28 protein-coding genes and 2 tRNA genes are annotated in these 25,344 nt (G+C 62.8%); 18 read left to right on the forward strand and 12 right to left on the reverse strand.

Annotation, left to right across the window (positions count from 1 at the left end; translation table 11 throughout):
- Nucleotides 1-81 precede the first annotated feature (81 nt).
- Complete coding sequence (locus ASD01_RS02305; protein WP_034793350.1) at nucleotides 82-1,113, forward strand: DUF3095 family protein; 1,032 nt, start codon at nucleotides 82-84, stop codon at nucleotides 1,111-1,113.
- A 127-nt stretch (nucleotides 1,114-1,240) separates the two neighbouring features.
- On the opposite strand, the gene ASD01_RS02310 is transcribed toward ASD01_RS02305, so the two are convergent.
- On the reverse strand, nucleotides 1,241-1,726 hold the full coding sequence (locus ASD01_RS02310; protein WP_034793351.1) for a MarR family winged helix-turn-helix transcriptional regulator: 486 nt from the start codon (nucleotides 1,724-1,726) through the stop codon (nucleotides 1,241-1,243).
- Between the two features lie 150 nt (nucleotides 1,727-1,876).
- Here ASD01_RS02310 and ASD01_RS02315 point away from each other — a divergent pair, with 150 nt between their 5' ends.
- The 6 genes from ASD01_RS02315 to ASD01_RS02340 all read left to right on the forward strand — a co-directional run bounded on the left by ASD01_RS02315 (nucleotide 1,877) and on the right by ASD01_RS02340 (nucleotide 9,075).
- Entirely contained in the window at nucleotides 1,877-2,272 is a 396-nt protein-coding gene (locus ASD01_RS02315) for an Ohr family peroxiredoxin (protein WP_034793353.1), read from the forward strand.
- 240 nt (nucleotides 2,273-2,512) lie between these two features.
- Complete coding sequence (locus ASD01_RS02320) at nucleotides 2,513-2,968, forward strand: (2Fe-2S)-binding protein (protein WP_034793355.1); 456 nt, start codon at nucleotides 2,513-2,515, stop codon at nucleotides 2,966-2,968.
- A gap of 4 nt (nucleotides 2,969-2,972) precedes the next feature.
- Nucleotides 2,973-5,126 carry a xanthine dehydrogenase family protein molybdopterin-binding subunit gene (locus tag ASD01_RS02325; RefSeq protein ID WP_034793358.1) on the forward strand — a complete coding sequence of 718 codons (2,154 nt, stop codon included), beginning with the start codon at nucleotides 2,973-2,975 and terminating at the stop codon, nucleotides 5,124-5,126.
- Between the two features lie 2 nt (nucleotides 5,127-5,128).
- Nucleotides 5,129-5,770: a hypothetical protein gene (locus ASD01_RS02330; protein WP_034793361.1), complete on the forward strand. Its 642-nt coding sequence runs from the start codon at nucleotides 5,129-5,131 to the stop codon at nucleotides 5,768-5,770.
- 463 nt (nucleotides 5,771-6,233) lie between these two features.
- The gene (gene dapA / locus ASD01_RS02335; RefSeq protein ID WP_034793367.1) at nucleotides 6,234-7,151 is read left to right on the forward strand and encodes a 4-hydroxy-tetrahydrodipicolinate synthase; all 918 of its coding nucleotides are present in this window, start codon (nucleotides 6,234-6,236) and stop codon (nucleotides 7,149-7,151) included.
- Nucleotides 7,152-7,527: 376 nt separating this feature from the next.
- Nucleotides 7,528-9,075 (forward strand): DUF1254 domain-containing protein, encoded by a 1,548-nt coding sequence (locus ASD01_RS02340; RefSeq protein ID WP_082566244.1) that lies wholly within the window; start codon nucleotides 7,528-7,530, stop codon nucleotides 9,073-9,075.
- Nucleotides 9,076-9,123: 48 nt separating this feature from the next.
- Here the strand turns inward: ASD01_RS02340 and ASD01_RS02345 are convergent, their stop codons facing one another.
- Together ASD01_RS02345 and ASD01_RS35250 are read right to left on the reverse strand one after the other, a co-directional pair.
- A complete protein-coding gene (locus ASD01_RS02345; protein ID WP_226020699.1) occupies nucleotides 9,124-10,581 on the reverse strand; it encodes a CYTH and CHAD domain-containing protein in 1,458 nt (485 codons plus the stop codon).
- Nucleotides 10,535-11,065 carry a hypothetical protein gene (locus tag ASD01_RS35250; RefSeq protein ID WP_156552972.1) on the reverse strand — a complete coding sequence of 177 codons (531 nt, stop codon included), beginning with the start codon at nucleotides 11,063-11,065 and terminating at the stop codon, nucleotides 10,535-10,537. The genes ASD01_RS02345 and ASD01_RS35250 overlap by 47 nt, the downstream gene beginning before the upstream one ends.
- Between ASD01_RS35250 and ASD01_RS02350 the strand changes: the two genes are divergently transcribed.
- The 3 genes from ASD01_RS02350 to ASD01_RS02360 all read left to right on the forward strand — a co-directional run bounded on the left by ASD01_RS02350 (nucleotide 11,037) and on the right by ASD01_RS02360 (nucleotide 14,055).
- Entirely contained in the window at nucleotides 11,037-12,143 is a 1,107-nt protein-coding gene (locus ASD01_RS02350; protein ID WP_034793373.1) for an endonuclease/exonuclease/phosphatase family protein, read from the forward strand. The two genes, ASD01_RS35250 and ASD01_RS02350, sit on opposite strands and share 29 nt — an antisense overlap.
- A gap of 2 nt (nucleotides 12,144-12,145) precedes the next feature.
- Nucleotides 12,146-12,886 (forward strand): NUDIX hydrolase, encoded by a 741-nt coding sequence (locus tag ASD01_RS02355; protein WP_034793376.1) that lies wholly within the window; start codon nucleotides 12,146-12,148, stop codon nucleotides 12,884-12,886.
- Nucleotides 12,887-13,137: 251 nt separating this feature from the next.
- A complete protein-coding gene (locus tag ASD01_RS02360) occupies nucleotides 13,138-14,055 on the forward strand; it encodes a PhzF family phenazine biosynthesis protein (RefSeq protein WP_034793378.1) in 918 nt (305 codons plus the stop codon).
- A gap of 55 nt (nucleotides 14,056-14,110) precedes the next feature.
- Here the strand turns inward: ASD01_RS02360 and ASD01_RS02365 are convergent.
- Together ASD01_RS02365 and ASD01_RS36100 are read right to left on the reverse strand one after the other, a co-directional pair.
- A tRNA-Lys gene (locus ASD01_RS02365) sits at nucleotides 14,111-14,186 on the reverse strand.
- Nucleotides 14,187-14,320: 134 nt separating this feature from the next.
- A complete protein-coding gene (locus ASD01_RS36100) occupies nucleotides 14,321-14,890 on the reverse strand; it encodes a hypothetical protein (RefSeq protein ID WP_063979481.1) in 570 nt (189 codons plus the stop codon).
- A 296-nt stretch (nucleotides 14,891-15,186) separates the two neighbouring features.
- Here ASD01_RS36100 and ASD01_RS02375 point away from each other — a divergent pair.
- Nucleotides 15,187-15,262: transfer RNA gene (locus ASD01_RS02375), tRNA-Lys, on the forward strand.
- 284 nt (nucleotides 15,263-15,546) lie between these two features.
- Here ASD01_RS02375 and ASD01_RS02380 read toward each other — a convergent pair.
- Complete coding sequence (locus ASD01_RS02380) at nucleotides 15,547-15,978, reverse strand: GFA family protein (RefSeq protein WP_034793388.1); 432 nt, start codon at nucleotides 15,976-15,978, stop codon at nucleotides 15,547-15,549.
- 615 nt (nucleotides 15,979-16,593) lie between these two features.
- Here ASD01_RS02380 and ASD01_RS02385 point away from each other — a divergent pair.
- Entirely contained in the window at nucleotides 16,594-16,860 is a 267-nt protein-coding gene (locus ASD01_RS02385) for a DUF1127 domain-containing protein (protein WP_034793390.1), read from the forward strand.
- 73 nt (nucleotides 16,861-16,933) lie between these two features.
- On the opposite strand, the gene ASD01_RS02390 is transcribed toward ASD01_RS02385, so the two are convergent.
- Nucleotides 16,934-17,134: a hypothetical protein gene (locus ASD01_RS02390; RefSeq protein WP_034793392.1), complete on the reverse strand. Its 201-nt coding sequence runs from the start codon at nucleotides 17,132-17,134 to the stop codon at nucleotides 16,934-16,936.
- Between the two features lie 250 nt (nucleotides 17,135-17,384).
- On the opposite strand from ASD01_RS02390, the gene ASD01_RS02395 reads away from it, so the two are divergent.
- Together ASD01_RS02395 and ASD01_RS02400 are read left to right on the forward strand one after the other, a co-directional pair.
- On the forward strand, nucleotides 17,385-18,956 hold the full coding sequence (locus tag ASD01_RS02395) for a GMC oxidoreductase (protein ID WP_034793394.1): 1,572 nt from the start codon (nucleotides 17,385-17,387) through the stop codon (nucleotides 18,954-18,956).
- The gene (locus tag ASD01_RS02400; RefSeq protein WP_051659275.1) at nucleotides 18,953-19,684 is read left to right on the forward strand and encodes a class I SAM-dependent methyltransferase; all 732 of its coding nucleotides are present in this window, start codon (nucleotides 18,953-18,955) and stop codon (nucleotides 19,682-19,684) included. The genes ASD01_RS02395 and ASD01_RS02400 overlap by 4 nt, the downstream gene beginning before the upstream one ends.
- A 124-nt stretch (nucleotides 19,685-19,808) precedes the next feature.
- Here the strand turns inward: ASD01_RS02400 and ASD01_RS02405 are convergent, their stop codons facing one another.
- Both ASD01_RS02405 and ASD01_RS02410 read right to left on the reverse strand, forming a co-directional pair.
- Complete coding sequence (locus tag ASD01_RS02405; protein WP_034793396.1) at nucleotides 19,809-20,051, reverse strand: hypothetical protein; 243 nt, start codon at nucleotides 20,049-20,051, stop codon at nucleotides 19,809-19,811.
- 224 nt (nucleotides 20,052-20,275) lie between these two features.
- Nucleotides 20,276-21,262: a glycosyltransferase family 2 protein gene (locus tag ASD01_RS02410; RefSeq protein WP_034793796.1), complete on the reverse strand. Its 987-nt coding sequence runs from the start codon at nucleotides 21,260-21,262 to the stop codon at nucleotides 20,276-20,278.
- Nucleotides 21,263-21,465: 203 nt separating this feature from the next.
- Here ASD01_RS02410 and ASD01_RS02415 point away from each other — a divergent pair, with 203 nt between their 5' ends.
- The 3 genes from ASD01_RS02415 to ASD01_RS02425 all read left to right on the forward strand — a co-directional run bounded on the left by ASD01_RS02415 (nucleotide 21,466) and on the right by ASD01_RS02425 (nucleotide 23,022).
- A complete protein-coding gene (locus tag ASD01_RS02415; RefSeq protein WP_234798745.1) occupies nucleotides 21,466-21,996 on the forward strand; it encodes a hypothetical protein in 531 nt (176 codons plus the stop codon).
- 137 nt (nucleotides 21,997-22,133) lie between these two features.
- Complete coding sequence (locus tag ASD01_RS02420; RefSeq protein WP_034793398.1) at nucleotides 22,134-22,547, forward strand: hypothetical protein; 414 nt, start codon at nucleotides 22,134-22,136, stop codon at nucleotides 22,545-22,547.
- A gap of 322 nt (nucleotides 22,548-22,869) precedes the next feature.
- Nucleotides 22,870-23,022 carry a hypothetical protein gene (locus ASD01_RS02425; protein ID WP_034793400.1) on the forward strand — a complete coding sequence of 51 codons (153 nt, stop codon included), beginning with the start codon at nucleotides 22,870-22,872 and terminating at the stop codon, nucleotides 23,020-23,022.
- A gap of 35 nt (nucleotides 23,023-23,057) precedes the next feature.
- On the opposite strand, the gene ASD01_RS02430 is transcribed toward ASD01_RS02425, so the two are convergent.
- From ASD01_RS02430 to ASD01_RS02440, 3 genes are all read right to left on the reverse strand, one after another.
- The gene (locus ASD01_RS02430; RefSeq protein ID WP_034793402.1) at nucleotides 23,058-23,462 is read right to left on the reverse strand and encodes a heme-copper oxidase family protein; all 405 of its coding nucleotides are present in this window, start codon (nucleotides 23,460-23,462) and stop codon (nucleotides 23,058-23,060) included.
- Nucleotides 23,463-23,563: 101 nt separating this feature from the next.
- Nucleotides 23,564-23,755 carry a hypothetical protein gene (locus ASD01_RS02435; protein WP_034793412.1) on the reverse strand — a complete coding sequence of 64 codons (192 nt, stop codon included), beginning with the start codon at nucleotides 23,753-23,755 and terminating at the stop codon, nucleotides 23,564-23,566.
- Nucleotides 23,752-24,183 (reverse strand): hypothetical protein, encoded by a 432-nt coding sequence (locus ASD01_RS02440; protein WP_034793413.1) that lies wholly within the window; start codon nucleotides 24,181-24,183, stop codon nucleotides 23,752-23,754. The genes ASD01_RS02435 and ASD01_RS02440 overlap by 4 nt, the downstream gene beginning before the upstream one ends.
- Nucleotides 24,184-24,424: 241 nt before the next feature.
- Between ASD01_RS02440 and ASD01_RS02445 the strand changes: the two genes are divergently transcribed.
- Complete coding sequence (locus ASD01_RS02445; protein WP_034793442.1) at nucleotides 24,425-24,673, forward strand: hypothetical protein; 249 nt, start codon at nucleotides 24,425-24,427, stop codon at nucleotides 24,671-24,673.
- Nucleotides 24,674-25,344: the final 671 nt, after the last annotated feature.

Below are 25,344 nucleotides of genomic sequence, written 5' to 3' on the forward strand. Positions count from 1 at the left end.
GGCGGTGCCGGATGATCGGAGGCGCTTGCCGGAGGCAGGCGGCCAAGAGGTTTCCTCGGTTCGTCGGTACGGAGAATGGACATGCACAACACTGGTGACGCTACGCCCGTTCGCGCCTATCGCGAGTTTTCCCGCGTGCTCGATCCCGATGTCTACGAGCCGCTGCCGGATGACTGGCTGATCGGCATCACCGACGTCGTGAATTCCACCGGCGCGATCCGGGCCGGGCGCTACGAGGACGTCAACTATGTCGGCGCTTCGGCGATTGCCGCCATCGGCAATGCGCGCGGCGATTTCGATTTTCCCTTCGTGTTTCGCGGCGATGGCGCGGCCTTTGCGCTGGCGCCCGGTGGCGCGGCAATGGCAGCTTCGGCGCTGCGGCAGCTCGCCGCCTTCGCAAGGGACCGGTTTGGTCTCGATTTGCGCGTCGGCCTGCTGACGGTCCGGGATATCAGGGACCATGGCCAGGATGTGCGCATCGCCCGCTATGCCGCATCGGAAAACGCGACCTATGCGATGTTTGCCGGCGGTGGGCTTAAGTGGGCGGAGCGGCAGTTGAAAGAGGGGCGTTACCTGCTTTCGCCGGAAAGCCATGGAGCCGAACCGGATCTGACCGGCCTTGCCTGCGAATGGCGGCCGTTTCCAAGCCGGCAGGGGCAGATCCTGTCGCTGCTGGCCGAACCCGCCGACGACGTGACGCCCGAGCGCTTTGCCGCCGTGGCGCGCGCGGTGATCGCTGTCTTCGATCAAGGGCCGCGGCAGTCGCATCCTCTGCCTGAGGAAATGGGTGTGCCGAAGGACGCGCGGGTGCGGGTTGCGCCCGAGCGCTGGGCGGGAGTGGCCGCCAGTTCCGATTTTCGCAAATATGACGACGGCCTGCGCCTGACGGTGGATTGCACGACGGAGCAGATCGACCGCATCGAGGCGATCCTTGCGGCCGCCAAGGCGCGCGGCGAGGTGATCTTCGGGCTGCACCGGCAGAGCCACGCGCTGATGACCTGCCTTGTGCCGTCGGCGCGACCGGATGCGCACTTGCATTTTCTCGACGGCATGGACGGCGGTTACGCCAAAGCGGCGGAAATGATGGTGCCGCGTGAGCGCTTGAGTGCCTGATCCGGCCAAGCGGCAAGGGCGGCGGAGAGCCGCCCTTGCGCGTGATGCTGGCCGCTCCAATCGCCGTGCCGGCCTTTGCGCGAGCGATAATCGCGGCAGCGGCAGGCGGGCGTTTCAGCGACCTTCACTATTTCCGGTTTCCGGGCTGACCAGCGCCTAGCAGGTTGTCGCGCAGCTTTGCCACCGACCGCTGCACCGTCTCAAAGTCGTCACCGAGGCCGATCACGTCGGTCAGCGCAGCACCCGGCTCGGCATCCACCACCGCCTGGCCGGCCGGCGTCAGCGTCAGCCGCACCTGGCGTTCGTCTGCGGGATCGCGGCGACGCTGAAGGTAACCGTCAGCCTCGAGCTTCTTCAGGATCGGCGTCAGCGTGTTCGATTCCAGAAAGAGCTTTTCACCAAGCGTGCTCACCGTCTGGTCGTCCTCTTCCGACAGCGCCACGAGGGTCACGTATTGGGTATAGGTGAGGCCCAGCTTGTCGAGCAGGGGCTTATAGGCGCGGCCGAAGGCAAGATTTGCCGAGTAGATCGCAAAGCACAGGAAGTTCGAAAGCTTCTTGCCGCCCTTGGCCGATGCAGTGCCAGGGTCCTTGGCAGTCTTGGACGTGGACATGGGAATCTTTTTTCCTTTTCGTTGTCTGCACTTAATATAAATCGTATCCGATTAAATCGCAATGGTGTTGACGGTACTTCACGCTTCATCTATAAACATCGCATCCGATTAAATCGGATCCGATAAAAAATCAAACAGAGAGGAAATGACATGACCGAGAAGCTTCTTTTCACCGGCAAGACCCACAACACCAGCGGCCGCGACGGCGGCACCATCAGCCAAGACGGCACTTTGGAACTCAAGCTCACCCAGCCGCATCCGGCCGCGGAAAACCTGTTCGGCGCCGCCTGGTCGGCCTGTTACCTGGGCGCGATCGAGCTCGCAGCGCTGCAGCGCAAGGTGAAGCTCCCGGCCGGGCCGCAGGTCGATACCGAGATCGATCTCAACGTCAACGACGGCTCCTATTTCCTGCGTGCCCGCCTGAACGTTCGCCTGGATGGTCTCGACCGCGACGTTGCGCACGACATCATCCACGCCGCCCATGATATCTGCCCTTACTCCAAGGCAGTGCGCGGCAACATCGACGTCGAGACCAATCTCCTCTGATTTCGGCTTAAAAAAACCTATTGATATCACCGGGATGTGCCTGAGCTGGTCACCAGCCGCGGCGCATCCCGATTTCGTTTCAGCAGCGCTCGTTCCTCTACGCATGGCGTCCGGCGGCGGCGGCGGAGGGATTTTCCCGACGGGACCTCACAAGAATGTAATTTGGCCGATCGTCCGCCTTGTTGGTATTTTCGCGCCTTCGCATGTACAGGGGAGCGGCCCTGAGGGGCCGATGGTCGCATGCCTTACAACCTCACGGTCAATGGAAAGAGCTATGCCGTCGATGTGGACGGCGATATCCCTCTGCTCTGGGTCCTGCGCGACACGATAGGGCTTACCGGAACCAAATTCGGCTGCGGCATCGCCATGTGCGGCGCCTGCACGGTCCATGTCGACGGGCAGGCGGCGCGCTCCTGCGTGATGCCGGTGTCAGAGGCGGCGGAGAAACCGATCACCACGATCGAGGCCATCGGCGACACGCCAGAGGGCAAACGGGTGCAGCAGGCCTGGCTCGACATCGACGTGGTGCAGTGCGGCTACTGTCAATCCGGGCAGATCATGTCGGCGACCGCGCTCATTGCCGCCAATCCCACGCCGACCGACGACGACATCGATGCGGTCATGGCCGGAAACATCTGTCGATGCGGCACCTATCCGCGCATTCGTGCAGCCATCAAGCTTGCGGCGCGGGGGTGATGCCATGTCCATCTTCGACAGAACGAACCTTTCCTTATCGCGCCGCCAGCTTCTGATCGGCGCATCGCTGACCGGCGCGGGGCTGGTGATCGGCTTCAGGCCGCAGGCGGCCGTCGCAGCGGGCGAGCCCTTTTCGCCGAACGCCTTCATCCGCATTCCCCAGGAAGGCAAGATCACCTTCGTCATGCCCTCGGTGGAAATGGGGCAGGGCATCTATACGGCGGTCGCGATGATGCTTGCCGAAGAGCTGGAGGTCGGGCTCGACCAGGTGGTGCTGGAACATGCGCCGGCCGACCCCAAGCAATATGCCAATCCGCTGCTGGGCGACCAGATCACCGGCGGTTCCTTTGCGATCCGCGGTGTCTACGAGCAGATGCGCAAGGCGGGTGCGGCGGCCCGCATCATGCTCATCGGCGCTGCGGCGCGCGACTGGGGCGTTTCGCCGGACGCCTGCAAGGCCGAGGCGGGACATGTGGTCGAGACCGCCGGCAGCCGGCGCGCCGCCTATGGCAGCCTGATTGCGGCTGCGGCCTCTGAAGTCGCGCCGCAGGAGGTGCCGCTGAAGCCGGCGTCCAGCTACCGGGTGATCGGCAAGCCGATGCATCGTCTCGACAGCCCGGAGAAGGTGAACGGCACGGCGAAATTCGGCATCGATGCCCGCCCGGATGGCGTCTCCTATGCGGCGATCGCGATCTGTCCGCACTTCAACGGCAAGCTGCGCTCAGTCGACGAGGCCCCGGCCATGGCGATCAAGGGCGTCAGCCAGGTGGTCCGCATCGAGGAGGCCGTCGCGGTCGTCGCCAACAATACCGGCGCTGCGCGGAAGGGGCTCGCGGCCCTTTCGATCGAATGGGATCCGGGGCCGAGCGCCTCGGTTTCGCAAGCCGAACTCGAGCACCTCATGGATGCGGCGATCGACGGCAAGGCCCTGCCGCATGTCAGCGAAGGCGATGTCGCCAAGGCCGAGGCCGAGCATGGGCCGGTGCACGAATTCGTCTACCGCATGCCGATCCTGACCCATTCCGCCATGGAGCCGATGAATTGCACCGTGCATGTGCGCCCCGATGGCTGCGAGGTCTGGGTGGGGACGCAGATCATGAGCCGGGCACGGCAGGCGGCGGCCGACGTTACCGGCCTGCCGGTCGAAAAGGTGGTGGTGCACAACCACTTGCTCGGCGGCGGCTTTGGCCGCAGGCTCGATGTCGACGGCGTGATCCTCGCGACGAAGATCGCCAAGCAGGTGAAGGGCCCGGTGAAAGTGACCTGGAGCCGGGAGGAGGACATCCGTCACGACTGCTATCGTTACCTCAACTACAGCAAGGTGACGGCGACGCTCGGGGCCGACGGCATGCCGGTCTCCTGGCGGCACCGGGTCATCGGCCCGTCGGTCATGGCGCGCTGGTTCCCGGGCTTTACCAAGGACGGTGTCGACCTCGACCAGATGGCGGGGGCCGAAACGCCCTATGCGATCGAAAACAGGCAGACCGATTTTGCCCGCCAGGAGGCGCCGGATGGCATGCTCACCGGTAACTGGCGTGGTGTCGGCGCCACCCGCAACATTCCCCCGGTCGAATGCGGAATCGACGAACTGGCGGAACTGGCGGGCATCGATCCGCTCGAATACCGGCGGCGGCTGCTGCAGCACAAGCCGCGGCTGCTCGGCGCGCTCGACCTTGCAGCCGAGAAGGCCGGCTGGTCGACCCCGCTTGCCAAGGGCAGGGGGCGGGGTATCGCGGTTGCCGAGGATTTCGGCAGCTTCGCGGCGATGGTCGCCGAAGTCAGCCTCGACGGGAACGGCAGGTTCAAGACCGAGCGTATCGTCTGCGCGGTCGATTGCGGCCAGGTGATCAACCCGGACACGGTCGAAGCGCAGATCCAGAGCGGCGTCGTCTACGGCCTGAGTGCGGCACTTTACGGGCGCATCACCGTCGAAAACGGCGCGGTGGTCGAAGGGAATTTCGACGATGCGCCTGTCCTGCGCATTCACGAGACGCCGCCGATCGAGGTGCATATCGTGCCGAGCGCCGAGGCGCCCGGCGGCATCGGCGAGGTGGGCACGCCCGGCGTGGCGCCGGCGCTTCTGAACGCGATCTTCATGGCGACCGGCAAGCGGCTCAGAACCCTGCCGATCGACCAGGGCGACCTGAGGAGGGTGTGACCATGAACAGGCCCGCTCTTGCTCTCTCGCTTGCATCCGCGCTCGTGGCCGCAGGTCTCATCGCCACTTTCGAGCCGGTCAACGGTTTTGCCGAAACCGCCAGCGGCGGCGCCTTGAAAGGCGCGGCCGACTTTGCCTCGATCACCGACGCGCGCCAGCGCTCGAAGGCGATCTTTGCCGAGGCAAGCCGGGTGCTCACCCATCCGCGCTGCATCAACTGTCACCCGGCAACGCGCAGCCCGACGCAGGGCGAGGACATGCACCCGCATGTGCCACTGATGATCGCCGCCGACAGTTCGATGGGGCCGGCCGGCCTTGCCTGCAGCACCTGCCACGGCGCGGAGAACCGGGCGATCGTCGGCAGCCGGCTGAAATCCATCCCCGGCAACGCCCATTGGCAGCTGGCGCCCGAAAGCATGGCCTGGCAGGGCCTCACCGTTCGCGAGATCTGCGAACAGGTGAAGGACACCGAGCGTAACGGCAACCGCTCCCATGCCGATCTCAGCAAGCACATGGGCGAGGATCACCTGGTCGGCTGGGCCTGGCATCCGGGTGAGGGCCGCAGTGCGCCGCCCGGTTCGCAACCGGAGTTCGCCGCGCTGATCACAGCCTGGGTGGATACCGGCGCGGAATGTCCGGACTGAGCGCAAGCGCATGTCCGGACTGAGCGGAAGCTCAAGTTTGGGCTAAGCGGATTGGATTGCCGGCGAGCGCTGTATCAGCCTGTCGAAGCGCGTGCCGCGCACGGCGTCATGCAATCTTCAGCAGCCTTCGCCAGGCCTGCTGCAAGATTGGATTTGATGCGGCCAAGTAACTGTAAACAACTGAAAATTGCAAGATCGAGGCGTTGCTGCGACGATCGGGGAGCGCAGGCACGTCGTCGCTAGGAGCGGGTCCTCCTTGACAATGCAGCCGGACTGTTCGACCTTCGCGCTCATGACCTGCCGCCTCGCCAAACTGACGACTGTGAAAAAAGCCCCGCACCCGGGGCTGTCGGTCGTTGCGCGCAGAGCATAGCAAGCACAAGGATCAGATCGACCCCGCCGGTTCGGACGGGGTTTTCGCTTGCGCTCTCCGTCTCCGGTTTTTTCAAGGAGATGGAATTTCATGGAAAGCACAGCTTCAACGCAATCGCCGGGCCTTGGCGGCCTCTGGCTGCCGCTGATCACGCCCTTTCGCCATGGTGAACTGGACGAGCGCTCACTCCGCCGGCTGGTCGTCCACTATGCGGCCGAGCCGATCGATGGCTTCATTCTCGGCGCGACCACGGGCGAGGGCATGGCGCTCGACGAGGCGGAGTGCGAGCGGGTGGTTGCGATCACCAATCAGGCCCTGGCTGGATCCGGCCGGCGCATTCCGGTCTATTTCGGGCTTTCCGGCAGCGATACGCGGAAGTCGGTGAAGGCGCTGGAGCGGATGGCCGCTTGGGGCGTCGATGGCTATCTGATTGCCTGCCCCTATTACACGCGGCCGTCGCAGCGGGGGCTGTTTGCGCATTTCTCGGCCCTTGCTGATGCCACGGACCGGCCGATCCTGATCTACAACATTCCCTACCGGACGGGCGTCAACCTCGGCAACGAGACGATGCTGCAACTGGCGGAACGGAGAAACATCGTCGGCGTCAAGGATTGTTCGGCGGATGCGACGCAATCCTTCGATCTGCTGCGCCACAAGCCGCGCGATTTCGCCGTACTGACCGGCGAGGACCCGTTGTTCTACACGGCGCTGACGCAAGGGGCCGAAGGCGGGATCACGGCGTCCGCCCATGTGCAGACGGCAGCCTTCGCCGATGTTCGCAACAGGCTGCTTGCCGGCGACCAGGCGGGGGCGCTTTCCGCCTGGCAGCGCCTTGCCGACCTGCCGCGGCTGCTCTTTGCCGAGCCGAGCCCCGGACCGATCAAGCACTGGCTGTGGCGCGCGGGGCTGATCGACAGCCCGGAGATGCGCCTACCGATGGTGCCGGTGAGTGATGACCTGGCGCTGAGGATCGAAAGGGCGATGGCGGCGCAGGACGGCCGCCGCTGAGCCTGCGACGGTTCCTCAAGGCGGGGCGATCGGTGAAAGGAAGATCGCCCTGCTTTACGTGATCGTTTGCATCGTATTTTAACAGTTACGTACTTTCGCCGAACGGCTTGTTTCGGCAGGATAGCGGTCCTCACGCGCGGTGTCCGATGGCCCTGTGCGGATCCGTGCTGCTGGGCATTGAAATGCCGCAGTTGAGGAAAAAAAACAGAGAACCATTCTTGCGAGCGATCCGTGTCCTGAACCGTCACGGGTGAGGGCGAAAGGCCGGTTTTCCGGCGCGAGGACGAAGCCGGGCGAGATGGACGGTGTGCCAAAAACGGGGCGCCTGTGCGGGTGCCTTTCGAAAGCTGATTGATCAGGACGCCTGGAGACGATGATGAAAACATCCGGCAGCAATCTTGAAATCACTCGACGCGACATGATGAAAGGCGGGATCGGAGCAGCCTCGCTTGCCGCGATCGGTGCCGGCGCGGCCGTTCCGGCGGCTTTGACCGCCGCCTCGGTCGTTACCTCGGCCACGCCCGCCGAGGCGCAGCAAGCGCTCGGGCCGGGAGCGCCGACGCTGCCGGTGACCGGCGTTGCCATGCATCCAGGCTATGCCCGTACGATCGGGCAGATGGCCTATATCTGGGGCTGGCCGATCGTCAACATGCTGAACCGCAGGGCCAAGGTCACCCAGGCGCCTTATGCGGGTCTGCTCGGTGGCCTTTCGCCGGTGGCCCCGCGCGGCCAGGTGGGCATGCTGCACGACTATATCGAGCCGTCGGAAACCTTCGTCACATGCCCCAACCAGGACGTCGTCTATGGCCTCGGTTTCTTCGAGCTCGACGATGAGCCCGTCGTCGCGCAGGTGCCCGACTTCGGCGACCGCTTCTGGCTCTATTCGCTCTACGATGCCCGCACCGATCAGTTCGGCCAGCTCGGCAAGCCCTATGGCACGCGGCCCGGCTTCTATCTTCTTGTCGGCCCCGACTGGGACGGGCTGAAGCCCGCCGGCATCACCGACATCATCCGCTCCCCGACATCGCTTGCGAGCGCCATTCCCCGCATCTTCCAGACCGACGTGAGCGACGACAACCAGGCGGTCCAGCCGCTGATCAACCAGGTGGTTTTCTATCCGCTGAAAGAGTTTACCGGCGAGGCGAAGACGATCGAATGGGCAAAGCTGACCGACATTCCGGCTCCGCCCTTAAACGGCGGCGCGACCGACGCCGAAACCAAATGGGTGACGCCGGAGACGTTCTTCGACCAGTTCGGCGACGCCATCGCCGCGGTCGATCCGCTGCCGGGGGAGGAGGCGCTTTTTGCCCAGTTCCGCCTGTTGCTCGACGCGGCCGAGCGGGATCCCGAGCTTCGGGGCATGCTCGTCGACACCGCGATCGAGACCGAGAACAAGGTCATCCACCCCTTCTTGGAATGGCAGCGCAACGGGCTGCCGGCCGGCAATGGCTGGAACCGCTCGGTCAACAATGCGCAATGGGGGATCGACTACTTCAACCGGACCGGCACCGCCAAGTCGAACATGTTCAACAACCGGCCGAGCGAGACGCAGTATTTCTATACCGACTTCGACGGCGCCGGCGACCAGCTGACCGGCGTGAAACTCTACGAGATCACCTTTGCGCCCGGCCAGGAACCGCCGGTCAACGGCTTCTGGTCGCTGACCCTTTATGACGACAAGCACCTCTTCCACACCAACGACTTCAAGCGCTATTCGCTGGGCACCAAGAGCGACAGGCTGAAGCGCAATGCGGACGGCTCGCTGACGCTCTACGTGAGCGCCGAGCGCCCCGGCGGGGAAAAGGACAGCAACTGGCTGCCGGCGCCGCACGGAATCTTCTCGCTCTACATTCGCGCCTATTGGGGCAAGGACGCGATCCTCGACGGCACCTGGCAGCCGCCGAAGATCACGGTTGCGGCATGAGGGGGGCCAAGGTGCCGGGATAAACCGACGTCGGTTTGCCCGGCTTGCTCAACGCCAGAAGCGCTTGACGTCGATCACGTCGTCGAGCGCAGCCTGCGCGCGGTCGATGAGCTTGTCCTTGTTGGCCTGAACGACGAGCGTTCCGGCGTCCGGGTGATCTTCGAGGCCGATCTCGCCGAGCACATTCGGCGCCGAAACCAGATCGTTGAGCGTGCCGAGTTCATCCTGCAGTGCGGCCATTGCGGCCGTGAAGCGCTTGTGGCGCCTGGCGCCACGCTTGTCGTCGAACAGTGTCGCAAAGAATTCGGCGGCATAGCGCAGCTTCTTGGCGTCCTTGCGGGCCTCGTGCCGCTCCTCGTCGTTGATCTTGGCGAGCGCGCGGCCGTGCTTCTTCAGCTTCCGGCGCTCGCGGTCGAGCACGGCCTCGGCAAAATCGGTCACGGGCCGATCGTGAAGTTCGGCGGGCGGCGATGAAAGATAGGCGCCGCAGTGCAGCCACTGGTGGAGATCGAGCATGAGGGCGCGGCCGCGACCGTCATCGAGCGCCGCGAACACCTCCCGATAGCGGGCGGCGCGGGCCGTCTTCAGCCACTCGACAAGTTCCGGCTGGGATGCGCGGGCCAGGAGAACGTCGACGTCGCGGGCCTTGCCGAAGACGCCCGCCAGCCACTTCAGCTCGCCTTTCAGGCGCGTACTTTCGTCGTCCTGAAGCAAATCCCTGTAGAGCGAGAAGGCCGATCGCAGGCGCCGAAGGGCAACGCGAGCCTGGTGCAGGGCCTCCGGGTTCTGGCGCACGCGCAGCACGTCTTCGTTCAGGCGGTGGTGGCGAAGACAGGCAAGGGCGACCGTGCGGAAGCTCTTTGCCACCCGCATCTCGCGGTCGAGTTCGACCGGCTCGGCCTTGAAGACCATCTGCTCGGCATCGATGAGACGGAAGCCGCGCTCCGCCTTGGACATGACGCCGAAGCGGATGGGAACGATCGCCTCGATACGGCGGGCGAGCGTGAAGAGCGCCTCGGGCGCGCCGTCCTTGAGCTCAAGTTCGATCTCGCCGATCGCGGTCTGGCGGGTGCCCGCGGTGATCAGGCCGCGGTCGAGCACGACCTCGACGTCGGCGCCATCCTGTTTCACTTTCCAGGTGGTGCGCTCGACATCGACGGCAAAATGCGCCTGCAGATCGCCTGGCTCGAGGTCGAACTGGGCGGCAAGCGGCGTGGTGTGGTCGACCACCGGCTCGTCGCTGTCCAGCGGCTGCTCCCATTCCGGCCGGGCGAAAACCGAGGCGCTCGCTCCCGTCGCCTTGATCGTCTGGGTGCGGGCAGAACCGACCGTGCGGATGCGCAGCGTGAAACCCGACTGGAACAGGTCGCGGGCGCGCGTATCGAAATAGACCGACCGCTGGCTTTCGACGCGCGCCGGCTCACCCAGAAGCCCGGATGCGGCGAAGCGATCGAGATCTTCAGGGAGAAGCTCGAGCTTGATTTCGATTTCCGTGTTCAACCCCATCCTCCAACAAGTGCAAGAGACAACGCGATAATGCCATATGAGCACATTGGTTCGTGTTCTGGATGACATGGATCATATTTGCGGCGGCGGTCCCACGCGATAGGTCGCGCTCGAAGCTGAAGGCCGCCGGGGTGTACGGGTTTTCAATGGATTCCGGACGGACAAGCGCTTCGCACTTTTCCTGGAATTGCTTTTTGAGATGGCGCAATTCCGAACGGAAAACCGTTTCACACTTTTCCTGGAATTGCTTTTTGAGATGGCGCGATTCCGGACGGAAAACCGCTTCGCACTTTTCCTGGAATTGCTTTTTGAGATGGCGCGATTCCGGACGGAAAACCGTTTCACACTTTTCCTGGAATTGCTTTTTGAGATGACGCAATTCCGAACGGAAAACCGTTTCACACTTTTCCTGGAATTGCTTAAGCTCCCCGCATTTCATGCCACGGAATTGATAAATGTCGCTTCGCCTTGCCACCTTCAACATCGAAAACCTTTTGAGCCGCTTCGATTTTTCCGGCTTTCGCAACCAGCTGAAACAGGACCGCGTGCTCCGGCTCTTCGACGTGAAGACGGAAGCCGAGTACCAGCGGCTGGAGGAGGCGCGCACGATTGCGCATACGGACGATACGCGGCAGATGTCGGCGCTGGCGATCGCCGATTGCGATGCCGATATCCTCTGCCTGCAGGAAGCCGACAACATGGCCTCGCTGCAGGCCTTCGAATACAACTACCTTTTTCGCATGGTCGGCAACGGCTATCGCCAGAAGTACCTGATAGAGGGCAATGATTCGCGCGGGATCGACGTCGCCGTGCTGATGCGCGAGGAGACGCGCGACGGCCAGCCGATCGAATGCCTCGACGTGAAGAGCCATGCGGGGCTGACCTATGAGGACCTCGACCTCTTCAACGACAGAATAGCGCTTACCAACCGGCCGGCCGACCGGATCTTCAAGCGCGACTGCCTGGAGCTGGACTTAAGGATCGGCGGGCGGCCGCTGACGCTCTACGTGGTGCATTTCAAGTCGATGGGGCCGGCGCGCGAAGGGCTCGACGGCCGGCAGGCGACGATGCCGCTGCGCGTGGCCGAAGCCTCGGCCGTGCGCCACATCATCGAAAGCCGCTTCGGCCGCGGGAAGACGGCCGACAAGATGTTCGCGATCTGCGGCGACATGAACGATTACCAGGAGAAGGTGAACATCCTCGGCGACCGGCGCACCGGCTACCAGTTCGTGCCGCATGAGGAGGAGACGAGTTCGCTTGACGTCTTCACCCGCGACGGCTTTGTCGAGAACCCGATGCTGCGCCGTCCGGTGATGGATCGCTGGACGCTGTTCCACAGCCGCGGGCCGCAGGAGCGGCATCTCTGCCAGCTCGACTATATCTGGCTTTCGCCGGCGCTTGCCAAGCGCAACGCGCACCAGGTGCCCGAGGTCATTCGCGGCGGCCAGCCGTTCCGCACGATCTTTCCGCCTGATCTGGAGGTGGAGCGCTATCCGCGCACCGGCTGGGACCGGCCGAAGGCGTCCGACCATTGCCCCGTGGCCATCACCCTGGATGTGTGAGCATGAGCGCGCTTGAAAGCAACACGGACGCCTGGCCGGATGAAGGCGTCATCATCCCGATCGATGCGGTGGATGTCCGCGTCACCGGCGCGGCGCATCCGTTTCATCAGGAGCAGGTGGAGCGCGCGCAGGAAAACTGGCAACGGGAGATTACCGCCAACCCGCACCTCTTCGACGGGCGGATGGTGTTGCTCAGGGCGCTTCGCATCGCGGACGGCCGGCTGCGGGGCGAGGGGCATGTGGTGCCCTATTCGACCTTTCTCTGGTGGCGGAAGACGCGAGCAAAGAGTGCCTTTCATCTCTTTGCCATGCCGGCGATCCTTTCTTCCGACGGTGCGCTGATCCTCGTGCGCATGGGCGGGCACACGGCCAATCCGGGCCGGGTCTACAGCCCCTCCGGTTCGCTCGAGCCCGAGGATATCGTCGATGGCGGCTGCGACATCGACGGCAATATCCGCCGCGAGGCGATGGAAGAAACCGGCATAGACCTTTCGCTCGCGACGGTGGAGCCCGGCTATCACCTGCTGCATATGGGCCGCGCCGTGACGCTCATCCGCGTCTATCGCTATCCGGAGAAGGCGGCAGCGCTGGTTGCGCGCGTGGCGGAGCACATTGCCGCGGACCCGGAGCCGGAGATTGACGAGGCGATCGCGGTTTTCGGCCCGGATCCCGTGGCGCACAACTATCCACCCTTCATACCGCCGATCCTCGACTGGCTGTTTCGGCGCGAGAAACCGCTCTGATTTCGAATCAACGGGACGTCGCATCTCCTTGTATTTGTGCGTTTTAGCGGGGGTCGCCACGCGGCCGCGCGGCGGCGGATGCGCGCCGGTTACGGCTGGGAGGGTTTTTGGCCGCGTGAGCGGCGAAGCGTGCTGCCGGAGCCGGAGCTAAAGAAAACGTGATCCGCGCCGAGCTGTGTACCGGCGCTTTTAAGCCTTGCCGCCCGCGTCCCGACGCTGCAAAGTTCGCGCATATTCGCAAGGGGACATGAATGGCGCTCAGCTACGCGATCTACGACGTCTTCACCGACAGGCGACTGGAAGGCAATCCGCTGGCCGTGGTCTTCGGTGCCGACTGGCTCGACGATGAAGCGATGCAGGCGATCGCGCAGGAATTCAACCTGTCGGAGACGGTGTTTATCCGCAGGCCCGGCGGTGCGGCGCACACGGCGAAGCTCCGGATCTTCACGCCTGCCCAGGAACTGCCCTTTGCCGGCCATCCGACCGTCGGTGCGGCAATTGCGATCGCCGAGGCCCAGCGTGGCGCGACCGAGGAAGGCTTCGACCTCGTGCAGGTGCTGGAGGAGAAGGTTGGGCCGGTGCGCTGCGCCGTGCGGCTCAAGCCCGGGCAGGCGAGCTTTGCCGAATTCGACCTGCCGCGAAAATCGGTCAGGCTCGACGCACGCTTCGACCGGCAGGCGATCGCCGATGCGCTAAGCCTGAAACTCTCGCAGATCGGTTTCGAGAATCACGTGCCGTCGTTCTGGAGCGCGGGCGCACCCTTCGTCATGGTGCCGGTGCATGATGTGGCGGCGGCTTCGTCGATCGAGTTCGATTCGCTGCGCTGGGAGCAACTGACGCCGATGGCCGAGGGACGGCTGGCCGCGGCTTACGTCTATTGTCGCGGCGGCGTGAACCACACGGCGCGCTTTCACGCCCGCAAGTTCGGCCCTGGTGCCGGCAATCTGGAGGATCCGGCAACCGGCTCGGCCGTTGCCGCCCTTTCCGGCGCGATCCACTATTTCGACCAGTTCGTCGACGGCCATCATCCGGTGCTGGTCGAGCAGGGCGTGGAAATGGGACGGCCGTCCTTCATCCATCTGCATCTCGACATCTCGGGCGGCGAAATCAGCAACGCCCGCATCGGCGGCCATGCGGTGAAGATTGCGGCCGGCGAACTCTACGTCTGAGGCGTCGGCATAAGACTTGGGAAATTCAGCTTAATCAGCGTCTTAAGAGAAGTTTTGGTGGGTGATCACGGGCTCGAACCGTGGACCCGCTGATTAAGAGTCAGCTGCTCTACCAACTGAGCTAATCACCCATCCGTGGCGTCGCTTTAGCGCACGACCTCATCACACTCAAGAGGGTATTTGCATCTCGCAATGATAAACTCACAGCCGTTTCCGCCGGAGCGGTCAGAAACGGCTAGATTCTTGCCTTCAATCATCCCCGTCGTCAGCGCACGTCGATGAAGTTGCCCCTGAGGTCGAAGCGGCAGTTGAAGAAGGTGACGCCGCGGCCGCCATCGTAGTTGCCCTGCACCCAATAGTAGCGGCCGCTTCGGAAGGCCATATTGACGGTGATCCGGTTGGGACGCACGCCGAAGGCGGCAGACGCTTCGCCCTGGCAGAAGCGCGGCATCATTCTTGCGTCGACACGATCCGGCTGCTGCGTGTCGTCGTATTGCGGCGGGCGTTCCGGGCGTGGCCGTGTGTTGCCGCCGGCAGACGTGACACGGCAGACGCCGTTGCCGGCGCCCCGGCGCGTATAGCTGATTGAAGGCGAACCATCGCGGTTGACGCTGATCGAGATCGTGGTTCGTCCCTGGCTCGCCTCGTAATAATCGCTGCTGAACCGCTTCAGACGGGCCTGGCTGCCATTGATGAAGACGGGACCGCCCTGATCGGCGTGGACCTCGATACGGCCGGGGCAGGTGGCGTTGAAGAACGGCACTTCGGCCTTCGCCTCGGTGGCGAAGCCGGCAAGGATACCGACGAGCATTCCTGTGGCGATCGTGCTGCGCATGGGGATACCTCTCCAATCATCGCTCGTTTCGTGTGCCCGCTTCACTGCAGTATGCCGAGCATGCGCCTCGCGTCAAACGGGTCTTTCGTCGCGTTTCCCCTGTGGCCTGTACCCGAAGGGAGGCGCGAGGGGTGGCCGGAACGCGCCCGGTTGATAGCGGGCGAGTTCTCCACAGGGGGTGCTCTAGCCCCACGAGATTTTTCAAAAGATTTTCACAAAGGCGCTGGACAACCAAACCGAACGCCTTTATACGCCCCCTCACGACAGCAGCGGGACACACCGCAGCGGTCGCGGATGGGTGATTAGCTCAGTTGGTAGAGCAGCTGACTCTTAATCAGCGGGTCCACGGTTCGAGCCCGTGATCACCCACCAAAACTTCTCCTAAAGCGCTGATTAGATTACAATTCCTATATTTACGTCGATCGCATGTGTCCGGGCTTCTGGGCAGAAGTCACGGCCCGTTTCCGTTGCAAAATCTACCGTTTCGATGTTGCGACCCCAGTGGGTGGCGCGCATTCCGCTGACCCGTGGGACGGGCGGCGGATGAGGATCGCAAAGACAGGGCTGGGCCAGCATGATCGGTCTTCCGGCGATCAGTCGCCAAGCACGCGCGACGGCCGGGCCGCCGTCGCGCCGTGTCTTGCAGGGCTCGTGAATCACTTGGCCGGAAAATATCGCAGGGTTCCGGCGAGCCGGGGGCCGGTTGAGCCCTTGGTGTCCATCGGATGATTGATGCCGTCGTTGACCGGCAAATCTTCAAAATCAAAGGGGCTCACGCCCTCCAGACAGGCTGCGTTGACGCCGTAGAAATCGGGGTTGGAGCGCGGCTTGTGAAAGGTGTAGATGCCGCATTTCGAGCAAAAGAAGTGTTCTGCTGCATTTGTGTTGAACTGATACTTGGTCAGCGCCTCGCCGCCCGAAAGCACAGTCACGCCGTCTTTGGCCGCCGAGACGGCAACCGCGCCCTTCAGCTGGCAGTATGAGCAGGTGCAGCGGCGGGCCGTATGGAGGCCATTCTTCAGCCGAACATTGAAGCGAACCGTTTTGCAGTGGCAGGCGCCGTTGAGGTCCTGAACGTCGAAATTCATGGAAACATCCGTCTGGTCTGAGCCGAATTGATGTCTGTTCCATAAGGGCTGGATCACCGATCCTCAAGTGCGGGCCACAAGGCGTCGCGGCCGGCGCGACCGACCCTCGGCCGGTTGTGCCGCCGGCACCGTTCGGCGTCGGCCGCCCCTATGTTTTCGAGATCAGCAGGCTCCGTTCAATTGACGGTGCAATTGGGATCGTTTCCGTTGATGACGGTCACGCCCGAACCAGGGGTGGTCGAAAGGCTCACAAAGCCCGCCGCATTGCTGGTGTTGCCGTCATGCAACAGGCGCATCTTCAATCCTGCGTCTGCAGATTGTCCTCTTGCCGACAAAGTAATCCTGTGTAATTTTCCCCAAATCGGAGCTCAAACTAGAGGAGGCATACGATGAATATCAATTTTGTTCAGATGCGCGCCTCTGGTGGAATGGTTCACCCGTCACGACGAGTGTGCCGTAATCCTGTGTATTACTTCGGCGCATAATTGCGTCCTGAGTTCCGCCTTTTCGTATCTTCCATTTTGACTTGATGTGACCGGCTTCCGGAACGTAGTTCCGTGTCCGCGCGCATCCATAATCTAGAGGACCCGACCGCTTTGCGCGGCGGGAAAAATCATGCGCGAATTGCAACTGACCACCGCTGGCGCCTTGCCGGCGATCATGGACGACCTTTTTCGAACGTTCGGCTTCCGCCGCACGGTCGGCGCTTTCCTGCTTGCTGCCTGGAGGCGTCAGCGGACGCTCAACCAGCTCAGCCACCTCTCCGACCGTATGCTGCGCGATATCGGCGCAGAGACGGGAGAGGGCGTGAAGAAGCCGGAGATCGCCGACATCTCGCTCTGGCAGATGCCGGTCGGCTATCCGGTGACGAGACACAACTGAGGCCCGCGTCAAGCGGGCCTCTTTTCCCGCAGCAACCGGTGGCCGATGAACAACGGCTCAGAGGGCAATCGGCTCACTGGGGGACTGGCGCGGCGAGCTTGGCCGCGCAGTCATGCTTGATCATCGCCGCGGCAAGGTTTTCCCGCCCTTTGCCTGTCGCCTTCGCCCTTGCTGCCGCCATCTCCCTGCACCAGCCGGCGTCGAGAACGTCCTCCGGGATGTGCGGTATGCAGGATGAAAGAAAGAGCAGCGAAGAGAGGAAGACGACGCGCATTCGGGGCTCCGTGGGGGCAAGGGCTCATTCATAGCACTGGTTGCGGGAAGGCTGGGTATCGAAAACGTCACTCATGTCCTGATCACAAACCTTCTATTCTGGCGTGTGAACGCCGCCTCCCGTCTGCTACCCGGGCCGGTTTTCCCTGATTATATCGACGAGCGCGCTTGCCCGGTTTGCTCAATTAGCTATGACGGTGACGAGGTCGGGACATCCGGCATTTGAAACCGCGGGTGGAAGTGCAGTAGCGATGACGGACACCAGGAATATTATTGACGCGCGTGCGTGCAGCGACGAGGCCCTGCAGGCGATCGGTTCCGATGTGCTGATTGTTGGGTCGGGGGCTGCGGCCTGCGCCATGGCGACGCGGCTCTTGGCGGAGGGCTTGAAGGTCACGTTGCTTGAAACCGGCGACAACCTCGTCAACTCCGACAGCTCGCCCTTCTTCGAGATCGCCAACCAGGAGCCGTTCGGGCTTTCATTCCAGATCGGCGGCGCGACCAATCTTTGGTCCGGGCGTGTCGCGCCGCTGGAAGATGTCGACCTGACGTCCGGCAACGACTGGCCGCTGGAGCGCGCTGAACTCGATGGATATTACCAGCAGGCGATCGAACTCCTGCAGCTGAAGCCGATCGGCGCCATCGACCAGGTGCCAGCCTATGACGGCGGCTCGGCGCCTTGGCGGGATTTTGTCTCCGACCCGGCCGTCTCGGTCAAGCGGTTCCAGTGGAGCCGTCCGGCCTTCAACGGTCAGGATTATCTGAAGGCGCTTGCGGGCAAGAACCCTGATCTCACCATCGTCTATAATTGCCGCGTGCTGCAGGTGATCCCGACCGCCGCCGGCGATCGCGTCGGTGCGGTGCGGGCGGCGATCGGCGAGGGGCGAACCGTGGAGCTTTCCGCCCCGGAATTCGTGCTTTGCGCGGGGGGGCTCGAAAACCCGCGCATCATGCTGAACAGCCGCCAAGGCGGGTTTTTGGTAAACGACAATATCGGCCGCTTCTTTTCCACCCATCCGAAGGCGAATGTCGGGCGCATTCACCTGTTCAAGACGGTGAAGACGGCAGGGCCGCTGTTCAGCGATCACAAGAGCGGCAGCAGCTCGCTGCGCTTCGGTGTCGGCGTGCGCAAGGGTCAGAAGAGAGAGCAGCTGAACCATTATGTTCAGTTTTCGCCGCGCTTTGAATCAATCGGGCTCAAGCTCCTCGAACATGCGCAGCACGTGGTGGCTGCCGGCGAGGGCGGCGATCGCCCGCAATCGACCTTGCGTCGTCGCCTGACCTCGGCTCTGGCGGTTGTCGGCCAGGTCGCCTTCAACGTCATCGGCAAGATGGGGTTGCTCGGGCCGGGCGGCTCGATCCTCGTGGTGCGCGGCTTCTTCGACCAACATCCCAATGCCGAGCACAGGGTCGAGTTGAGCGAGGCGCGCGATCCCCATGGGCTGCCGAAGGGCGTCGTGCGCTGGTCGCTGACAGAAGATGACCAGGCGTCGATCCGCGAATTTCTGGACGAGCTTTCCGGGCTGCTGCTGCGCCACAATATCGGCAAGCTGATCTCGACGCTGCCGCCGGCAGGCAAGCCCTGGGACATCACCGGCATCCATTCCCATTTCATGGGCACGACGCGTATGGGCCGCTCGGCCGACATGTCCGTCATCGATCGCGATGGCCGGGTGCACGGGGTCGACAACCTCTACGCGGCAGGCGCGTCGGTCTTCACCTCCTACGGCTACGCCAATCCAGTACTGACAGTCATGGCGCTTGCAATGCTTACCGCCGATAAGATATGCCAGCGCCACAAAACAAAGGCGGGTAATCCATGACGGAAATGACTTCCCCGGAACTTAGCGGCAAGGAACAGCGGGCGAAACGCACGCGCTGGCAAAAGCTCTCGCGAAAGAACTACTTCGGGGGCAAGCTTTCGACGAAGAACCTGGTCCGGCTATGCCAGGAAAATGCTTCGAACAAGCGCACGATCATCGTTCACACCGAAGACGTTGACTATACTGAGTTTTTCCCGAACTCGTTCCTGGTCTCGAAGTCCGATCGCAAGAAGGCCGATCTCGTCGTCGACACGCATTACCATCTCGATGCCATCGAGAGCGAAAGCTACGACATCGTGCTCTGCACCGGCCTGCTCGAACATGTTCCCGATCCGCAGCGGCTGATCGACGACATGCGCCGCATCCTGAAGCCGAACGGCAAGCTGATCATCTCCGCCTCGGCGGTGTTCTCCTTCCACGAGGGGCCCGAGAACTATTTCCACTTCACGCCCTTCTCCTTCAAGATGCTGTTCAAGGACTGGAGCGAGATCGAGGACCTGCGTGGCTCGAGCATGCCGTTCGAAACGATCGGCATTCTGATGCAGCGCATTCTGCTGCAGTGCGACGTGTTTCCGCTGGCGCGCCCGTTCATCGAACTCATGGCGCGCTCGGCCCGGTTCTTCGACGTCTTCATTACCCAGCAGTACGATACGACGTGGAAATACACCGACGATCACAAGATCGATTCGATGATGCCTTCCAATATCCAGGCCGTGGTGAGGAAATAGCGCGGGCCCGCCCGCGGCTTGGGCGACGTCCGTCGCCGCTTCGCCTTTAAAATTCCGATGAAGGATCACCCACGGGCGACGCCCGTGGGTGATTGCGTTTTTGGCGCCGGGTGCTCGCGGGCGTTTACGGGGTCGTCGCGGGCTGCGTCGTGGCCGGCTGCGTGGTTGTTGCTGGCGGCGTCGCCGACTGGTCTGTCGTTGCGGGCTGCTGGGTCGTTGCTGGCTGCTCGGTCGTTGCCGGCTGTGTCGTCGTCGTTGTCGGCGCTGTCTCGGTTGCCTGCTGGTTCGCCCCCGGTTTCAGGAACATCACAGCAAGTACAATGAGCACGACCACAACCACGATACCGATGATGGTGTTTCGATTCATCAAGGCTTCTCCTCAGGTTAAGTGCCTTGAAGCTGTAAATGGAGCGGTTGGTCGAATTATCAACGGGCCGGTTCGCGGGTCGGTTGAAAAACACATGCCAAACGTGGCGTGGGGCGGCTGTGACCGCCCCGACGTGTGCGGCTGTCCCTGAAGTGTAAACATGAGCCGGGTGGTTTTCCCCATCGACAGCCGGCTAAGCGAAAGCGCGAACCGACAAACCCGCCTTAGCGGGTGCCTTCGTCGGGAGCCTTCGGGACCGCGGTAATGAAGCCGAGCCGCAGCAATTGCTTCGATCCGTCGAACTTCATCGAAGACTCGGAAAAGAGCTGCAGGGCGCCAGTGCTGGAGAGTGCATCCGTCATCTTGGCGTAGGCCGCCGAGCCGTCGAAATATTGCCCATCGGCCACCGCGTCGTTGATGACCTTCTGGTAGTCGGCAAAGAACTTGAAGTGCAGCAGCGTGCCAAGAATAGACGAGAAATTGCGCTGATAGGGGAGCGGCTGGTGGATGCTAGGGCCGAAGCGACAGTCTTCGTCCCAATAGATCAGCGGGTACTTGATCATTTCCAGGTCCGAGTCGAACTCGCGGTGGCGAGCGCCGCCCTTGATGGTGATCGCCCGCTTCGTCGTCGTCAGCGTGTAGCCGCGGCTGTCGAAATGATCGGCGACTTCCCAGGGGGCACTGGTCTGCAACTGGTCGATGTCGGCGGCCCCGAGATCGACCGGATACATGTCCAGCATCGGTGCCGGGAGGCGCGAGATCTTCAGGCCCTCGAGCGCGTGGATGACCGACCAGAGCGTGCGGTTTTCGCAATCGTCATAGATCAGGAATTCGTCGGAATCGACGTTCACGTACCAGCGTTCGCCACCATACAGTGCGAACAGCGACTCTCTCCAGGCGCGTCCGCGCCGCGCATCCTTGTAGCGGACCGAGGATGCCCACAGGTCGACATCCGGCTGACAGAGCAGATATTCGCGGGTGCCGTCGGTCGAGGCATCGTCGACGCAGATGAAGCGGGTGATCCCGAGTGACCGGTAATGGGCGAGGAAGCCCGGCATGAGCTTGGCGTCGTTGCGGGTCAGGAAGATCAGCGGCAGGTCATCGGGATAGAGCGACGTCTGCCCTTGGGGGCTGACGCAGCGCAGATCGACCGCGTGGTTCATCCTGCGCTCGCGCCGCTCGACCTTGGTCGTCTCGTACCAGGTCGCGATGCGATCAAACAAGCTTCGATCCGTGATCGACTCGGCATCGGATCGATTCTTGAAGGGATACGCGATATCCGTCATGCTCATTCCGACATTTGTCATAAACAATATGAACCCGGACTAAATCAAAAGCACAGGCGTGGCAATCCATACGATCGCACGGATATGGGGAGCGAAAATCGCTGTGTCGAGTGGCTCGCACACGTGGAGTGCGCCCGGCTGCTACAGTTTCTGCGGGTATCCTTCAATCGCAAAAGGCGGCATTCAAGCGGGTCGGCACTGGTGCGCAGCCTGACGTCAAAGCGTTTTCTGCGAAACTTTTTGGCCGCTATCCTGTTTCTCCTTCATCCACGTTCGCGCTGATGCGCCAAGAAGTGGAGGAGGCAGACATGACAAGCGTGATGAGCAAGCTATTGATGGCGGCCCTGGTGGCCGCGGGATCGGTCACTGCAATGCCGGCCGTCTCGCCGGCGCAATCACTCGACCTCTATATCGGCCGGGACCGGGATTATTACGGCGACGACTTCCGTCGCGAGCGGCGCTATGACGACGAAGATTACGTTCGCCCGCGCGGCTGCAGCACCGGTCAGGCGTTGCGCCGGGCCTATCGCGCCGGGCTGCGCGATCCAGAAATTGCCGCCATGAGCCGCAACCGGATCGTCGTTGAAGGCGAAACCCGGCGCGGCCAATATGCCCGGATCTATCTGGCGAACCGCAGCGGCTGTCCGCGCATCGGATAACGGCTGGGCGGTCGCATGACGATCGCGATCGTTCTCTCACATAGGCCGGCGTCGGCAATCGTTCGGCGTCGGCGGTCGGGTAACGTCGAAGTTTTGCGGGTTTCCTTGCGGCCGGGCACGGTGATAGACCTCGCCGCATGACCGCACTTTCCGATTTCAACGCCACCCCGCTCGCCGAGCGCGCCTGCGGCACCTGCACGCTCTGCTGCCGCCTGCCGGATATCGATGCGCTGGAGAAGCCGGCCAATGCCTGGTGTCGGCATTGCACGGGTGCGGGATGCCGGATCTATGAGGACCGGCCGCAGCTTTGCCGTGACTTTCTCTGTCTCTGGCGTACGGACGAGAAGTTGGGCGAGGCGTGGGATCCGGCGCGTTCGCATATGATGATCTATCGTCAGGGACCGCAGGTCACGGTTCTCGTCGATCCGGATCATCCGGACGCCTGGAAGCGCGCACCCTATGCAGCGGTGCTGCAGGGCTGGGCGCGTGAGGGTGAGGGCGGACAATATGTCATCGTCTTCGTCGGCGACGCAGTGTTCAAGGTTGATTGAGACCGGTTGGTAACGACCCGGCAGGCCCCTAGAAAGAAAGAGCCCCGCACGAGGGCGGGGCAAGCAGGCACCCAAAATGGCTCGGGGTGCGGGGAAGCGCAGTCCAGAAAGAACGTACTGCGCGGTACGGAAGCTAACGTGCATCCGCCGGAGCGGGAAAGGCCGGATTCGCTGATTCTGGTACGGTTGCCAAAATAAAGTGGCCCGCGCACGGGCGGGCAGGCGCGCCCCTGTGGTCGCTTCACGGGTCGGTTTTCAAGGCTATCGATTGACTTTGCCGGTCGGAGCTTCATTTCCGATTGGGGAAAAGACGGAGACGATCATGTCAAAGGCGATGCTGACGTTCCTGTGCCTGGCGGTGCTTGTGCTTTCGGCTTGCGCCAACACGGCGCGCGGCTTTCGGCAGGACGGTGTCGAAACCGGCCATGCGCTGGACGATGCGACCCATCGCGTGCTGAAATCGACATCGAAGTGACGCGATACGAGGTGCCCCGGGCTGCAGCGGCCTACCTACCGCGATGGGGCGGTGCTGGCGCGCGCGGGACTTTCAGCGCTGCTGAAGATCACCACGGCAAATAGCAGCACGCCGAGGAAGGCGACGATCGACGCGGCGGCAACGATGGGCTCGATCTCGGGCCTGCCTGTCGTCATCAGATAGAGCGAGGGCACGAGCACCGCGACGCCTGACGTGTAGACATAATACTGGATCAGCGCGAGCCGCCGCTCGGCCTTGGCCGGGTTGAGCGCGTAATAGATGCCGAAGATCGCCATCGTCACCCAGCCGAGCAGGTTCGTATGGGCATGGGCCGGCGTTGCTGCATGGTCCTGGCTGATCGCCATGTGCAGGCCCATGCAGAGGCCGATGATCAGAAAGATGATTGCGGTCTTGAAATAGAGTTGCGCAAGCCTTGGCATGGACTGTCTCCTCCGCGATGCCTTTGCTGTCTATTAGCATGTTCGCAAATGATTGGAGATTGCCAATATTGGGCGTGTGGGGGCGTCCGGGCAGGCGAAGGTCAGGCGGGCCGGGCGGTGGTGGCGGCGAGCGTGGCGCGTTTGCGCGTCGCCATGCCGTCGAAGGTGGTGAGCCCCTGGCGCTGCAGGTAAGCCGAAATCGCCGCCTCGATGCCGCGATCGTTGCCGCCTTCGGTTTCCCAGAAGGCTTCGATGGCTGCAAAGAGGGCGGATCTGTCGAGCGTGACGGTCATCGCAGGCTGGTTCCGAACTGCTGGCGGTGGTTGAGGGTGCCGTGGGCGGTTTGGCCGAAAGGCGCGCACTGCGCGCTGAAATCGGCGCACCAGCGTTCCCATGCCTGCGACGTTCGCACGAAAGCGGGCAGTCTGTGTTCCTGCTCGGGGCTCTGCTCGAAACCGTTCAGCCAGGCATCGGCGACGGTCTCGGTAACATCTTCGCCGTGAAGCGCGTCGAGATCGAAGCGGATTAGCCGCTCCACATGCTCGCCGTCATGCACATCGAGCCAGTCGGCTGCGGTTCGGTAGGTGGTGCCCGTCGTGTCGGTCTCGTTGCAGAAGGTGCCGGCACCGAGCGTCATCATGGCGAGAATGATTTCTCGGCGCTTTAGAAAGGGTGCTGCGCTCATCGCCGTTGCGGCGTCCACGGAGATCGCATCCGACATCGTTCACCTCGTCTGTTCGAGGTGCGCACTGGAACACCCTTCGCGGGTTCCCTGTCGGCCCCTCCGGCTGTGTTTCTGATGTAGATATAGGAAAAATCCTATCTGCCAGTCAATAGGAAAAACACTGCCGGCAGGAATTGCCTTGTTCAAGTTGTCGATGACGCCCTGTTTGTTCTTGTTTTGTTCGCGTGATTGCGCCACTGTGGGGCCGCCATTCCAGGTGGCGGAAAAGGAGCATGGGATGATCACCTACTTCGTCGTTCAGAGCTTCACACTGGGGAGCCGCGGCGCATTTCTCGCCGACGATCCGGTGCAGGCGACCGGACCCGAGCATGCCCAGCGGCTGGCCGAAAGGCTCGCGGCGACCAAGGTGGGGGTGATTGCCTTCAGCCGCTCGGGCGACCTGGCGACCGGTGAGTTCGAGGATGCCAGGGTGCTCTTTACGATCGGCGACCTGCCCACGGAGATCGAGGAGGCGATGGCGGCGTGACGGCTGTCGCCGGGCAGGGGTGGCCCGTAACGGTCACATCCGTGAGCGGTCGAGAAGGCGCTCACCGCTTGGGCGCCACTCAATGTTCATTGGTTACGAGCCGGGTGCGCCGTGGTAATGTCGTCGCGCAACGTTGGGAGGCGTGAAATGATGTCCGTCGACAGTCGTGCAAGCGGCGAGCCGTCTACCGGTCAATATTGGTCTTCGCCCATTCCGGTTGACGAGGCCGAGTTGAGCCCCGTTCTCCTGCGACAGATCAATTTTTGCGACGACAGGCGCGGATTTCGGGCCTATGTCGTGCAGGTGTTTGCCGATCCTGCCGGGCCTCCGGAGGCCATGTTCGAGCTTGCGTACAATCGCAGGAGCAAGCGCGCCTGCGCCATTTTCGAGGCGGTTCGGGCGGCTGACCTTGGTGGTTCCGGTGATAGGGTCGTCGCTGCGGCCGATCCGATCTGGGTGGTCGCAACCAGCCCTCGGACAGCGGTTGACGCTGCTTTTCAGGCCTTGGTCGATCGGTGTTCCGACTAAGGCAACTCGCTTATTTGTGCTGTTTGCGGCGGCGATGGGCGAGAAATCAAAGACTTAAAGCGCGACGAGCGGGCTGAAAAATTGCGGCGTACCTAAGCGGCGGCTGCTCGGCGATCCCGACCGGATTGCCGCTCAATCTCTTT

It is taken from the genome of Ensifer sp. Root423, from assembly GCF_001426275.1.
In the GTDB taxonomy this organism is placed as follows: Bacteria; Pseudomonadota; Alphaproteobacteria; order Rhizobiales; family Rhizobiaceae; genus Ensifer; species Ensifer adhaerens.